General features: G+C 48.6%; 14 protein-coding genes and 1 pseudogene. 3 read left to right on the forward strand and 12 right to left on the reverse strand.

Features of this window, described 5'->3' with window-relative positions; all coding sequences use genetic code 11:
• Positions 1-104: 104 nt before the first annotated feature.
• Both ispH and Undi14_RS05475 read right to left on the reverse strand, forming a co-directional pair.
• A complete protein-coding gene (gene ispH / locus Undi14_RS05470) occupies positions 105-1,070 on the reverse strand; it encodes a 4-hydroxy-3-methylbut-2-enyl diphosphate reductase (protein ID WP_200178552.1) in 966 nt (321 codons plus the stop codon).
• A 4-nt stretch (positions 1,071-1,074) separates the two neighbouring features.
• Positions 1,075-1,530, reverse strand: a complete 456-nt coding sequence (locus tag Undi14_RS05475) for a peptidylprolyl isomerase (protein ID WP_186883170.1) — start codon at positions 1,528-1,530, stop codon at positions 1,075-1,077.
• Positions 1,531-1,616: 86 nt separating this feature from the next.
• Between Undi14_RS05475 and radC the strand changes: the two genes are divergently transcribed.
• From radC to rpmG, 3 genes are all read left to right on the forward strand, one after another.
• A complete protein-coding gene (radC, locus tag Undi14_RS05480) occupies positions 1,617-2,291 on the forward strand; it encodes a DNA repair protein RadC (RefSeq protein WP_200178553.1) in 675 nt (224 codons plus the stop codon).
• Positions 2,292-2,416: 125 nt separating this feature from the next.
• Positions 2,417-2,653, forward strand: a complete 237-nt coding sequence (gene rpmB, locus Undi14_RS05485; protein WP_162040513.1) for a 50S ribosomal protein L28 — start codon at positions 2,417-2,419, stop codon at positions 2,651-2,653.
• 25 nt (positions 2,654-2,678) lie between these two features.
• Positions 2,679-2,846 (forward strand): 50S ribosomal protein L33, encoded by a 168-nt coding sequence (rpmG, locus tag Undi14_RS05490; protein ID WP_110257750.1) that lies wholly within the window; start codon positions 2,679-2,681, stop codon positions 2,844-2,846.
• 132 nt (positions 2,847-2,978) lie between these two features.
• Here rpmG and Undi14_RS05495 read toward each other — a convergent pair whose 3' ends face one another.
• The 10 genes and pseudogenes from Undi14_RS05495 to adk form a co-directional block, all read right to left on the reverse strand.
• Complete coding sequence (locus tag Undi14_RS05495; protein WP_190479450.1) at positions 2,979-4,181, reverse strand: fatty acid desaturase; 1,203 nt, start codon at positions 4,179-4,181, stop codon at positions 2,979-2,981.
• A 131-nt stretch (positions 4,182-4,312) separates the two neighbouring features.
• Entirely contained in the window at positions 4,313-5,629 is a 1,317-nt protein-coding gene (locus Undi14_RS05500) for a mechanosensitive ion channel family protein (protein WP_200178554.1), read from the reverse strand.
• 70 nt (positions 5,630-5,699) lie between these two features.
• Positions 5,700-6,956, reverse strand: a complete 1,257-nt coding sequence (locus Undi14_RS05505) for an RsmB/NOP family class I SAM-dependent RNA methyltransferase (protein ID WP_200178555.1) — start codon at positions 6,954-6,956, stop codon at positions 5,700-5,702.
• Positions 6,957-6,997: 41 nt separating this feature from the next.
• Positions 6,998-7,603: a phosphoribosylglycinamide formyltransferase gene (purN, locus tag Undi14_RS05510; protein ID WP_200178557.1), complete on the reverse strand. Its 606-nt coding sequence runs from the start codon at positions 7,601-7,603 to the stop codon at positions 6,998-7,000.
• A gap of 89 nt (positions 7,604-7,692) precedes the next feature.
• A pseudogene (locus Undi14_RS05515) lies at positions 7,693-8,112 on the reverse strand (barstar family protein); the annotation flags it as partial.
• A gap of 5 nt (positions 8,113-8,117) precedes the next feature.
• Positions 8,118-8,489 (reverse strand): ribonuclease, encoded by a 372-nt coding sequence (locus tag Undi14_RS05520; RefSeq protein ID WP_200178561.1) that lies wholly within the window; start codon positions 8,487-8,489, stop codon positions 8,118-8,120.
• 100 nt (positions 8,490-8,589) lie between these two features.
• Positions 8,590-9,783, reverse strand: a complete 1,194-nt coding sequence (locus Undi14_RS05525; RefSeq protein WP_200178563.1) for a patatin-like phospholipase family protein — start codon at positions 9,781-9,783, stop codon at positions 8,590-8,592.
• A gap of 133 nt (positions 9,784-9,916) precedes the next feature.
• Positions 9,917-10,675, reverse strand: a complete 759-nt coding sequence (locus tag Undi14_RS05530; RefSeq protein ID WP_190479438.1) for a 3-hydroxyacyl-CoA dehydrogenase — start codon at positions 10,673-10,675, stop codon at positions 9,917-9,919.
• 254 nt (positions 10,676-10,929) lie between these two features.
• Entirely contained in the window at positions 10,930-13,092 is a 2,163-nt protein-coding gene (locus tag Undi14_RS05535; RefSeq protein ID WP_200178565.1) for a sodium-translocating pyrophosphatase, read from the reverse strand.
• Between the two features lie 152 nt (positions 13,093-13,244).
• Positions 13,245-13,901 (reverse strand): adenylate kinase, encoded by a 657-nt coding sequence (gene adk / locus Undi14_RS05540; protein WP_186896750.1) that lies wholly within the window; start codon positions 13,899-13,901, stop codon positions 13,245-13,247.
• Between the last annotated feature and the right edge of the window lie 109 nt (positions 13,902-14,010).

Consider the following 14,010-nt stretch of genomic DNA (forward strand, 5'->3'; position numbering starts at 1 on the left):
CTTGATCAATTTGGTCAATATCCGCATTGATGTGCGGAACAATCTTAAATACGAATTGGCAAAATAAAATATTGAATATCGATAGAAAACAAATTTTTCAATTGTTATGTCGATGAGTTTGCCTGGTGTGATATTTCCTTATTGACACTGAGTCCTTTTGGCATAGGAAACGTCACATGCTCCTGAACACCATCTAAAGCCCGGACGCTGCGTGCACCAAGATCGCGCAAACGTGCGATCACTTCAGCCACCAATACTTCCGGAGCAGACGCGCCAGCAGTAACACCAATGCGCAGGACATTTTCCAGCCAGACTGGATTAATCTGTGCCGCATTGTCGACCATAAATGCAGGCACCCCAATTTTTTCAGCGAGTTCACGTAAACGATTTGAATTCGAGCTGTTTGGACTTCCAACCACCAACACCAGATCGACTTGAGGTGCCATGAACTTTACAGCCTCCTGACGGTTGGTTGTTGCGTAACAGATATCCCCCTTTTTGGGTTCACTGATGGATGGAAAGCGCCGCTTCAGAGCGGCGATAATTTCGGCAGTATCATCAACCGACAGCGTAGTCTGCGAGACATAAGCCAGCATCGCAGGATCCGAAACGATCAAGCGATCTACATCCTCAATTGTCTCAACCAGATACATCCCGCTTTCTGCCTGTCCCATCGTACCTTCGACTTCCGGATGCCCCTGGTGACCAATCATGATAATTTCCCGGCCCTCATCACGCATCTTAACAACTTCAGAATGAACCTTTGAGACCAAAGGACAGGTAGCATCAAAAATCTGTACGCCACGTTCTTCTGCTTCTTTACGGACGGCCTGAGAGACACCATGCGCAGAAAAAACCAAGGTATTTCCGCGAGGAACGTCGTTCAGGTCTTCGATAAAAATAGCCCCTTTTTCTTTCAAATCATTCACAACATAAGCGTTGTGTACGATTTCATGCCTGACATAGATAGGTGCACCAAATTTCTCTAATGCCCTCTCCACGATTTCAATTGCACGATCTACCCCGGCGCAAAAACCACGGGGCTGAGCCAATAAAATTTCTTTTTCCATGGGTTTACAAAATCCCTATGATTTTTGTTTCAAATAATAAGGTCTGCCCGGCAAGGGGATGATTGAAATCAAAAATATACCCCTGTTCATCCACTGAACGTAACACTCCGGCAAAACGTCCACCGGAAGGAGCGGCAAAATCAACCAGATCTCCAACGACGTATTGTTCGCCAGATGCCGAATTTTCTTTTAAAGTAGCGACAGACACACGCTGAACCAAGTCAGGATTACGTGGGCCGAACGCTTTTTCCGGCGATAATTCTTGCGTTACATGAGCTCCCTCTGTCAAGCCAATCAGAGACAGTTCAAGCTCAGGAGCTAGCTGGCCGGTTCCCATCTGCAATGTTGCCGGGCTTTCTTTGAACGTGCTGATAATGTCTTCGCCATCTAAGGTCGCGAGCCGGTAATGCAAAGTAAGATAAGCATCTTTAGTAACAATGGGTGTGTTGGAAGTGGTCATGATCAATGGCTTTAACAAATAAGTGTCTATTGTAAGCCAGCTTTTGTACTTCGATTCTTTTCTGAAAATTCCGGAGTGACGTAAATATGGCAATTAACGATTGGCCTGAAGATCAGAGGCCACGGGAAAGACTGATCAGATTTGGCGCGGCTGCGTTATCGGACGCTGAACTCCTGGCTGTGTTTTTACGAACCGGAGTTACCGGGAAAAGCGCGGTGGACCTGGGGCGCGAGATGATCAATAGCTTTGGCTCCTTATCAAAGTTATTTAACGCCTCCATTACCGAGTTCTCGGCCATTCACGGATTAGGGCATGCTAAATACGCACAATTGCAAGCTGTACTTGAATTGGCCAGAAGATCTATTCACGAAGAGTTGCAGATCAACGCTTCACTCTCTTCACCACAAGCCGTTAAACATTATCTGCAACTCTTAATCGGAAACAAAACACATGAATCATTTGCGGTTCTGTTTCTCGACACGAAAAACAGGCTGATTACATCAGAAGAATTATTTCGGGGCACGCTCAATCACGCCAGCGTATACCCCAGAGAAGTAGTTAAAACGGCCTTACAACACAATGCGGCAGCCATTATCCTCGCTCACAACCACCCGTCAGGCTCCTGCGAACCCAGCGATGCCGATGTGCGACTAACGCAAACTCTGAAGCAGGCACTGGCACTGGTCGATGTACGAGTACTGGATCATTTTATTATTGCAAACCCAGATGTTTACTCCTTCGCAGAACATGGTTTACTCTGAATTTTAAATTGTTAAATTAATTTTCAAATTAAGACACAATTGTTTTTCGCAAGTCATTGATAATTCATGAGATTTTGTTTATACTCTTATTTTTTCCAATTTCGGAAACTATCAAGGAGTTAAATATGGCACGTGTCTGCCAAGTAACTGGGAAAGGGCCGATGGTTGGCAACAACGTTTCCCACGCTAATAACAAAACAAAACGTCGCTTTTTGCCTAACCTGCAAAACCGTCGCTTTTTCGTAGAATCAGAAAACCGTTGGGTTTCTCTGCGTTTATCTAACGCTGGTCTGCGCGTCATTGACAAAATCGGTATTGATGCGGTTTTGGCTGACCTGCGTGCTCGCGGCGAAAAAGTTTAAGCTAAACTATTGTTAGGAAATCATCATGGCTAAATCTGGTCGCGACAAAATCAAACTGGAATCGACTGCTGGTACAGGTCACTTCTACACAACATCCAAAAACAAGCGCACGATGCCTGAAAAAATGGAGATCATGAAATTTGATCCTAAGGCACGTAAGCATGTAATCTACAAAGAAACCAAAATTAAATAATTTTGCGTTTTTAGTAGCAATAAGAAAACCTCGCATTGCGAGGTTTTTTTTCGTCTTTCGTTTCCTGGAATGTTCTCGATTAACCATGAAAAAACGGCGCTACTCACGCCGTTTCTTATACGCTATGCCGTATCAGGCGTAGGTGCGCAACCTGCGGGAAAAATCGTGTAAAGCCTGAATACCCGACGCTTCAGCACGCAGACACCAATCCTGCAGTTGATGCACCAGTTGTTCACGGCTGACTGTCGAACGCTCCCAGATCAGTCCTAATTCAACGCGCATATCGTGCATCGTCTGCAATACGGTACTGTGAGCCAACACTTCTGACAATTCTTGTTTCTGAGATACTTCCAGCTTGGTCGGTTCACGCTGCAACAGCTTTTTTGTGACTTTCAGACGTGCAGCTTCAAACTGGGCTTTCTCGCGTAATAAAACAACTTCATCATGCCAGGTTTTACGCAAAGATTTTGCGTACTTAGCCATGACATCGTAGCGATTAGTGATCACCGCCTGCAAAGTTTCCATATCGACTGCGGATTTCAACTCGACAAATTTTGGTTCCGGCGCCACTTTTTTCACCGTCGCCCAACCAACCATTTCCATGGTGCGGATATACATCCAACCAATATCAAACTCGTACCACTTAGATGACAACTTCGCCGAAGTGCCAAACGTGTGGTGGTTATTGTGTAACTCTTCACCACCAATCAATATTCCCAACGGAAATATATTAGTAGAAGCATCAACACAATCATAGTTACGATAGCCCCAGTAGTGACCTATACCGTTAATTATTCCGGCGGCAGTAATCGGAATCCAGACCATCTGCACTGCCCAGACAGTAATACCGATAACGCCAAACAGGAGAAAATCGATAAGCAGCATTAACACAATGCCTCGCCCGCTGAAGCGGGTGTAGACGTTCCTCTCCAGCCAATCGTCAGGAGTACCATGACCGTATTTCTGCATGGTTTCCAAGTTCTTGCATTCACTACGATACAATTCCGCGCCCTCGAACAACACTTTCTTGATGCCACGCGTCTGCGGGCTGTGCGGATCCTCTTCAGTCTCACATTTTGCGTGATGTTTACGATGGATAGCAGCCCATTCTTTAGTGACCTGACCAGTGGTCAGCCACAGCCAGAAACGGAAAAAATGACTAGGAATAGCGTGCAATTCCAGTGCGCGATGCGCCTGACAACGATGGAGAAAAATCGTTACGCTGGCAATCGTAATATGAGTAACGATTGCTGTGAATACAAAAACTTGCCAGCCAGTGGCACGGGTAATGCCATTGGAAAGAAAATCTATTGCGGTTTCAATAAAAGTGCTCAAAATATCATGTACTCCGTCGTTATCGCTTGCTTCGTAGCTTATGTTGTATAAATATACGCACAACCTTAGTGTGCACGTGCGCGGGTATTGTACGCGTTTTTAGAGGGGTTCCACCAATTTATATGCTCCCATCAGCTCAACTTTGCAGCCTCCGATGGCTCGTTTTTGAGTAATGTCACCACTCTTTGTGGAAACGGCAGATCTATGTTGTGCTCTTTAATAACTTGCCAGATCGCCAGATTAACCTCGGACAGCACGCCGACACGCCCATTCTCCGGATCAGATATCCAGAATCCAACACGGATCTCAAAACCATCAGCGCCAAACTTAATCAGAGACGCCGACGGGGCGGGATCCTGCGCAACCCGTGCAACCTTAGCGGCCGCAGATGCTAACAGAGCCAGTAGCGTATCCAGATCAGTCTGATAGGAAACCGTCAGATCAGTCGACATCGCCACCTTGCTATTGGTTAAGGAATAATTTTGTACCGGCGTCGATACCAGCATTTCGTTTGGAATCACGGATTCGGAACCATCGGGGCCCAACACAACGGTGTACCGGGTATTGATCTGAGTGACTTTTCCGCTGAATTTATCTACGGTAATCATATCTCCGATAGACATGCTGCGGTCGAGCAAAATAATGAATCCCGAAACATAACTACTGGCAATTTTCTGTAGACCAAATCCTAAACCAACTCCAAGTGCGCCGCCAAATACGGAAAGGACGGTTAAGTCTATCCCGACAATGGTCAGACTCATCAGAATTGCGACGAGAATAAGCAATGCGCGCCCGACACGGGACAGAACAACTTTCAACGATGTATGCACCGTTGGCAACATCATCAGCCGGGTTTCAAGTGCTGCGCTGGCCCACAATGCGACAATTAAAGTAATCGCGACGGAAATACTTGCCTGAAAAATCGTCAGCAAGGAGATTTTATTCTTACCAACTGGAATGACCAGGTCATCCATTGCTTCCAATAAATCTGGCCACAAACCACTGAAGTGCAAGACAACACCGACCCACACTAAGCCTGCGAATAGCTTTTCAAAAAGAGCCAGAAACTTACCTAAGCTTCCATCCCTGGCAAAAGTCTTACGTACAACATAAAACCCGAAGCGTATGAGTGCCAGAGAACCTATCACTGGAAATAGTAACCGGATCAGATTGGTATGCTGCCATTGTCCCAAAATCGCTTTACCGATCAGTAAAAACAATAAGGTCAGCGCGGGCGTCAGCACACGTGAAAAACTACCGACACCTAATTGGACAACACCTGAGCTGGCATGCTCACGACTACCCGCAACAGTACTTTTAAGAAAGCGCGAAATGACCCAGGCAAGCGCAAAACAACATAACACGGTTCCCACTTGCCAAAAAAACTGAGGCTCACGAAAATCGGTGGCCAGATCTGACAATAAACTGGCGAGTAATGGTGCGCTCATATTGGGAAAATAAATCGGGAAAATAAAAATGTCCTCTTCGCATAACGAAGAGGACTATAGAAAGAACAAATTATTTATTGCGTTCTAATATCGCAGCAAAGAAACCGTCAGTCTGATGAATATGTGGATACAACTTCAGATAGTCGCCCATCTCCAGTTCTATCTTTTGCTCAGCCAAAACTTTTGATGCCGGAACTAAAGTGAAATCAGCATGTTCCGCCAGGAAAGCCTGAACAATCGCTTCATTCTCTTCATCCAGAATACTGCATGTCGCATATACTAAACGGCCACCAGCTTTCACCATGCGAGAGGCACTCGCCAGAATAGAAGCTTGCTTTACATTCAATTCCGCCACACCTTCGACCGTCTGGCGCCATTTGACGTCAGGATTGCGGCGTAAAGTCCCGAGGCCACTGCATGGTGCATCAACCAGCACACGATCAAGCTTGCCTGCCAAGCGCTTAATTTTTGCGTCTTTTTCATGTGCAATCACAACCGGATGCACATTTGATAAACCACTGCGGGCAAGTCGTGGTTTCAGCTTCGCCAAACGCTTCTCAGAAATATCAAATGCATATAAACGACCTGTGTTGCGCATCGTAGCGCCGAGTGCCAATGTCTTACCACCAGCACCAGCGCAAAAATCGGCAACCATTTCACCACGTCGGGCGCCAACCAGTTGCGCGAGTAACTGACTACCTTCGTCCTGAACTTCTATCGTGCCGTCTTTAAATAACGGCAAATTCTGTATCGATGGCTTTTTCTTTACCCGCAAACAAGTGCTGGAATACGGTGTCGGCTCGGCGATAATCGGTGCCTGCGCAAGTGCCGCAGCGACATCATCACGATTGGATTTCATCGTGTTCACACGTAAATCAAGTGAAGCAGGTGTATTCAATGATTCCGCCAGCGCCAGCGCCTTCTCTTCGCCAAAACGCTCACTTAATTTTTCCCACAGCCAGGCAGGTAAATTAGCCTTCATTACGACGGGTAAATGTGAGCGATCGATTTGCATTACCCGTTCTAACCAGCTGGTTTCCTCTTCGGTGAGCCCACCAAGCGACTCAGCACCAACAGCATCTGCCAGACCAAGCAAGGTCAGACGTCGCATCGGTGAACCAGAGCCAGATTCGGCAAAATTGGTATATACCGATTTATTCCGCAACAAGCCGTAAATCGCTTCAGCGATCACGCCGCGTTCACGCGAACCAAGGCGCGGATGTTCGCGGAAATAGCGGGATAAAGTACCATCGGCTGGACCGGTAAAACGTAAAATCTCGCGTAAAACTTCTTCTGTGTGGCCAGTAATGGCGGGAGGTAATCTCATACTGCTTCCTTAAAATTCTATATCGGTCAATGTTGACCTGTTTATTCACTGACCGTAACGATATGGCCAGTAATATTGATTTTGTCTTCCACAAACAGGCGTACCGCCTGTGGATAAATGGCATGCTCCTGCTCCAGTACGCGAAGAGCCAGACTGTCCTCGGTATCATCCGCGTTCACCGGCACAACTGCCTGAGCAACAATCGGCCCGTGATCAAGCTCCGCGGTCACAAAATGCACCGTCGCACCATGCACCTTGACGCCAGCATCCAGTGCCTGCCTGTGTGTCGCAAGGCCAGTAAAACTCGGCAACAATGATGGATGTATATTCAGCAAACGCCCGGCATAATGCTCTACGAATGCAGGTGTGAGTATCCGCATAAAACCCGCCAGGACAACAAGATCAGGCGAGTATTCGTCAATCTTCTGCTGCAGCACACGGTCGAATGCTTCGCGAGATGAAAATTCTTTACTGACGACAACGGCTGTATCTATGCCAAGTCCGGCAGCGTAGGCCAAACCGCTGGCATCGGCTTTGTTACTGATTACGGCAGCAATCTGTGCTGGCCATTTTTGTGAAATGCAAACATCAACGATTGCCCGCATATTACTACCACGACCAGAAATGAGAATAACGATCTTTTTCATGGCGGCATTGTAACGCTGTAAGGCACTGACTCCCAAATAAAAATGCCGGTCATCAGCGCCGGCATTTTAGTCTGGCAACATTGAGATCGTTATTCAAACGAATAAAATACCCGAAAAGCAACTTTCTTTTCTGCCCAGAAATCGGCAGCGTCGCGAAACACATCCAATAAAATTTCACGCGCTTCTTTATCGAATTTCGGTGTATTTGGTAATTGCTCCAGAACAATGACAAAGCCAGGTTGTGAGCCTGCCTGATGAATCATATCTGTCAGGCAATCATACAGAGCGTCAAAATTTTTCCCGAAATGTTTTGGAAAACCGAAAGATGCAGCAATTTTAGCCAAAACTTGTTGCTTGGTTGTCGTGTCAAGACAATATGCGTACAAAAAGTGCTGCCCCAGATGTGCCGCTTCTGCCTGCAGGTCAGGAACACGAAAAGCCCGAATTGACTGCACGACATTCGGCGCCACTGTTACTAATAAATCCATTTCTCCCTCAGGTGATGAGATCATAATTATTCTCTGATACGCCGAAAACTTTCGTAATGGTCATCGGTATAGTAGTACTCCCCGGATTGCTCCGGTATTCCGCCAGCGACGATGCGGCGAGCACCGCGATTGCGGGCTCTCGGAGTTTTGACTGTGTATTCGTGATAATAGCCACGCTTTTGCTTTGGAAGTCTGGACTCGTAATTACCAAAAACAACGCCATCTTTTTCGTATGGAAACGGGCCACCTTGCTTAATCAGCATCAGGGTTGTCTGTGCTTCGCGCGGAAGTTCGCTGACGAACACGATGCCGACATTATCTTTTGCAAATGCAACAGAAGCAAGTAAAGCAATCGTCAAAAAGAGAAAGTACTGGCGAAAAAATCGAAAATTTCTCATTAACTACTCATTAATTTAGCAATATGCAAACGGTGAACTAAACCGTAGATTAACGGTTTGCTCGCCATGTATCAACCTTCATTCATAGCCGAACGGCCTGCTATCGTTTGAGAATGTCGTCTTCCGAACGAAAAAAATTTAATACATCTTCTTGTTTTGCCCTGGTATCACGCCTGCCCAGCGCAATCAATTCGCGTGTGTAACTTGCTTCAAACAAAAGATAGGACGCCAATGCCGCGCCACGTGCCTCGGTTGCACCGACGCCTCCCAGCATGGTTCGAACGGGCAAAGGTAAGCTGCCGGTATGGCGACTCGCAATTTCATCCAGACGTTCAGAAGGTGCAATTACCAGTAACTCTACTGGGCGCAACGGCGCATTTGCGAGGGCTTCTTTGGGCAATAAGGACAGAGTTTTATTAATCCGCGTCAACCGTTCAATATCAACGGCGAGACTATCGAGAAAAATACTGGAAAGAGCATGACCGGCAATTTGAGCAAGACTGGGATATTGCGCATGATCCGCATTTGCGACAGGTGGTTCCGCCAGCCTGCCAGCACCCACGATCAGCACTTTCTTCGCCCCCAGATGGATCGCCGGGGAAATCGGCGCCAACTGGCGCATAGAACCGTCACCGCAGTATTGAAGATGGCCTCCCCAATTCAATGGAACGGCGGGAAAAATAAATGGAATTGCTGCCGATGCCATTAAATGTGAGACAGCGATAAAGTCACGTTGCGACAAACGCTGACTGCGTACCCATGGTGCAATATCTGCCAGAGTCTGATAAAAAGTTAAGTGATGACCAGACGTGTACGACGAGGCCGTCACCGCCAAAGCCCGCAAAGCGCCCGATTGCAGTGCGGCGTCTAATCGCGGCAAATCCAGCATCCGGCTCAGCAAATCTGCAAGTGGTGAACTATCCAGCAGAGAATTGGGTGGCGACTGACGCCATTTATTCAGCAACCAGCCAAATGACCACAAGGTCAGCCAGCGAGCGCCTGTCCGGATGACACCTAAAGAATCAGACCGGTAGACCTGCGCTGCTTCAAAGTTTTCCCACACCTTGAGCACATGCGCGACCGACTCGCCAAAATGATCGGCACGACAAGCCAGAGCCGTCGCATTGATGGCACCGGCAGAGGTGCCGCAGATAATACCGAAAGGGTTAGTGCCAGGCGACCAGGATGCTTCCTCAACCAGAATCCTGGCAATTTCATCCAGCACGCCAACCTGGTAGGCAGCGCGGGCGCCACCACCGGTCAGGATTAATCCAGTTTCAGAATGAGAATTCATCAGACTCCGACAATAAAAAAGGGCAAACAAGTGTTCGCCCTAGTGTATTAGCCTGTAACGGAATTGTCATCAGATCAGGCGCAGACGCTGCGCTCTCTGACAACATCAACGATACATCAACGATATCGCAACGTTATTTTGGCTGCATACGGATAGCACCATCTAGACGGATCGTTTCACCGTTCAGCATGACGTTTTCAATAATCGTTTTGGATAAGTGTGCATATTCTTCCGGCTTGCCGAGACGAGGTGGGAACGGCACCATCTTTCCTAACGCGTCCTGCACTTCTTGCGGCATGCCCAGCAACATCGGTGTTTCAAAAATACCCGGCGCAATTGTCATGACACGAATCCCACTGCGAGATAAATCACGCGCCATCGGCAAGGTCAGCCCGACAACCGCTGCTTTAGAGGATGCATATGCTGCCTGACCGATTTGCCCATCATACGCCGCGACCGATGCGGTATTAATAATCACACCACGCTCGCCTTGTTCTGTCGCGTCTGTTTTTGCCATCGCGTCAGCAGCCAGACGACACATATTGAACGTGCCAATCAGATTAATATTCACCACACGCTGAAATACGTCGAGCGGATGTGGTCCGTCTTTACCAACAGTTTTAACCGCAGGCGCAACACCCGCACAATTCACCAGACCACGCACAGTACCCAAGGCAGTCGCGGCGTCGACAACCGCTTTGCCGTCGGCTTCTGAAGTTACATCACACTTCACGAAGATGCCGCCCAATTCTGCCGCCAGTTTCTCGCCAGCATCCACCTGCACATCTGCCAGCACAACTTTACCGCCATTGGCAGCAATCATCTTTGCCGTCGCGGCACCCAAGCCGGAAGCACCACCAGTAATAATAAAAACACCATGTTGGATTTGCATGTTCTGTCTCTTTCGTTTTGGTTAAGAAATAGCAAACTAATGCTATTGATGTGAAAATCTGACCAGATATTGGGCTTGCATTCAAACGGGCAATGCAAACGCATTACGTTTACGTAAACGTCATATCTGTATTGTATCTAAGTTTGCCGCACCGCTAAAAGAAAAAAGATGCTCCGCTGTTCTGGCACGCATCTTTTTTATCTGCATCAAATATTCCGTTTATGTCTGTGTCTTTTTCTAATTTGATCTTGTATCTATTTTTGTGCCGACACTGACAGAATCCCCTCGGGTGGAGGTACAGCAGGAACGAGGACGACAGCGGCAGATGAGGTGGAAACACTTGCAGCAATACCGCCAGCCGACTGTAGCACCGGATGCGGCAGCAGTGGCACAAGTAATAAGGCAACAATATTAATAATTTTGATCAAAGGATTCACGGCTGGTCCGGCAGTGTCTTTATATGGGTCGCCCACCGTATCACCGGTCACAGCCGCCTTATGCGCCTCTGAGCCTTTGCCACCGTAATGACCATCCTCAATATATTTCTTTGCGTTATCCCAGGCACCGCCACCCGTCGTCATGGAAATGGCGACGAATAATCCTGTCACTATCGTTCCCATTAATAATCCGCCCAAAGCGGCTGGCCCCAGTAGCAAACCAACGAGCACCGGCACAATCACGGGAAGCAGCGAAGGCAATATCATTTCCCGGATAGCTGACGTGGTCAGCATATCGACCGCCTTGTCGTACTCTGGTTTGCCGCTGCCATCCATAATGCCTTTGATCTCGCGGAACTGGCGGCGCACCTCCACCACCACGGCACCAGCGGCACGCCCCACGGCTTCCATTGCCATAGCACCAAAAAGATAGGGAATCAATCCACCGATAAACAGCCCGACGATGACCTGGGGATTAGATAAATCAAATGCTGTCGATTTACCGACAGCATCTAAAGCATGGGTGTAGTCGGCAAACAATACCAATGCAGCCAGACCCGCTGAGCCTATCGCATAGCCCTTGGTCACCGCTTTGGTGGTGTTGCCAACCGCATCCAGCGGATCGGTAATGGCCCTGACAGACGCTGGCATTTCTGACATTTCAGCAATACCTCCGGCGTTATCTGTAATCGGGCCATATGCATCAAGAGCGACGATGATGCCAGCCATCGACAGCATCGCCGTCGCAGCAATCGCGATGCCATATAAGCCGCCAAAGCCGTAAGAACTAAGAATCGCAGCGCACACCGCCAGCACCGGCCACGCGGTCGACTTCATCGACACACCCAGACCGGCAATAATGTTGGTGCCGTGGCCAGTCGTCGATGCCTGGGCAACGTGCTGCACCGGCTTAAAATCTGTTCCTGTGTAATATTCAGTGATGTACACCATCAGGCCAGTCAGCACGATACCGACCACGGTCGCGCCCATCATACGCCAGCGCATTGCGTCGTCGGGCCACACCAGCCAGGTAACGATCGCAAAGCCGATCAGCGACAAACCAGCCGCCCACCATAAGCCGGTATACAGCGCTGACATGATTTTTTTACCGGGCCTGGCTTTGACCGCAGAACAGCCGACAATCGAGGCCAGTATCGACACCGCCCCCAGCAGCAAGGGATAAACAATCGCTTCCGTCACAGCGTTAGTAACGACTAGTGCCCCCAGTAACATCGTCGCAATCAGCGTCACGACGTAAGTTTCAAACAAGTCTGCCGCCATACCGGCACAATCACCGACGTTGTCACCAACGTTATCCGCAATCACTGCAGGGTTGCGCGGATCATCCTCAGGAATACCGGCTTCGACTTTACCGACCAGATCCGCGCCGACATCGGCACCTTTAGTGAAAATTCCACCGCCCAGCCGTGCAAAAATAGAAATCAGCGAAGCGCCGAAGGCAAGCCCGATCAAGGGCTGAATCACATCGTGCTGACTCAGCGTCAGCCCCATCCCATGCGGCGCGGAGAGTATGAGTATCCAGTAAAAGCCGGTTACGCCTAACAAGCCCAGCCCGACGACCAGCATGCCGGTAATCGCACCGCCACGGAAGGCGACATCCAGCGCTTCATTCATCCCTTTGGTCGCGGCCTGCGCGGTACGCACATTCGCCCGTACCGATACATTCATGCCGATAAAACCACAGGCACCCGACAATACCGCACCGATCAGAAAGCCGCAGGCAGTTGTCAGCCCAAGCCCGGGAATCGCGGCAATCGCAATGAAAAGGATCACGCCCACCAGTGCTATCGTGCGGTATTGTCGTGCCAGATAAGCCGACGCGCCTTGCTGTATCGCCGCAGCGATCTCCTGCATACGCGGTGTGCCGGCGTCTTGCTTTAATATCCAGCGGCGTGACAGCAAACCGTATAGCACGGCAATCATGCCGCAGCCGATCACAAACCAGAGACTCGTTACCATGGTGACTCCTCCTGTTGTTGTAGTTGTCAGACAGCGTCATCTGCGGCGTATGCTCAGAGACGACAGAAAAACTCAGTACATGACCAGATCAGGCACAACAGGAGCAGAGACGAAAAAAAAGCGGACATATTGTCCGCTTCCTCTTACTCCTCTTATTCCGCTAATGCAGCGAAGGCGCTATCGCGTATGGTCTCGACTGGCCCTACTCCCGCAATCTTGCGGTATTTAGGCGCGCCGGGCTGACCTGATTTCGCCCAGTCACCATAATAACCAACCAGCACTTCTGTTTGTTCGTGATAGACAGACAAACGTTTTTTAACGGTTTCTTCTTTATCGTCGTCACGCTGTATCAGATCTTCACCTGTCACGTCATCTTTCCCAGCCACTTTTGGCGGATTGTATTTAACGTGATAAGTACGACCTGAACCCGGATGCACACGACGGCCACTCATGCGGTCAACAATCGCTTCATCAGGAACATCGATTTCCAATACGTAATCAATCGCGACACCAGCTTCTTTCATCGCATCGGCTTGTGGCGTTGTGCGCGGAAAGCCATCGAACAGATAACCGTTTGCACAATCGCTTTCTTTCAAACGATCTTTGACCAGGCCGATAATGATGTCATCAGAAACCAAACCACCTGCATCCATGACTTTTTTTGCTTCCAGACCGAGTGCGGTACCGGCTTTGACTGCGGCGCGTAACATATCGCCTGTCGAGATTTGCGGAATATTGAATTTTTCTTTGATGTAATTAGCCTGCGTGCCTTTACCAGCACCTGGCGCTCCTAACAAAATAAGACGCATTTTATTTCCTAAGACGAGTTTGAATTTGCTTGCACGCTCGCAAGGGAGCATGCGGAATCTTTTTTAATTTACTGTGTAACACTACGGAATTGTTTTTCTTTTAGTAGTA

Source organism: Undibacterium sp. 14-3-2, assembly GCF_016595265.1.
In the GTDB taxonomy this organism is placed as follows: domain Bacteria; phylum Pseudomonadota; class Gammaproteobacteria; order Burkholderiales; family Burkholderiaceae_D; genus Undibacterium; species Undibacterium aquatile.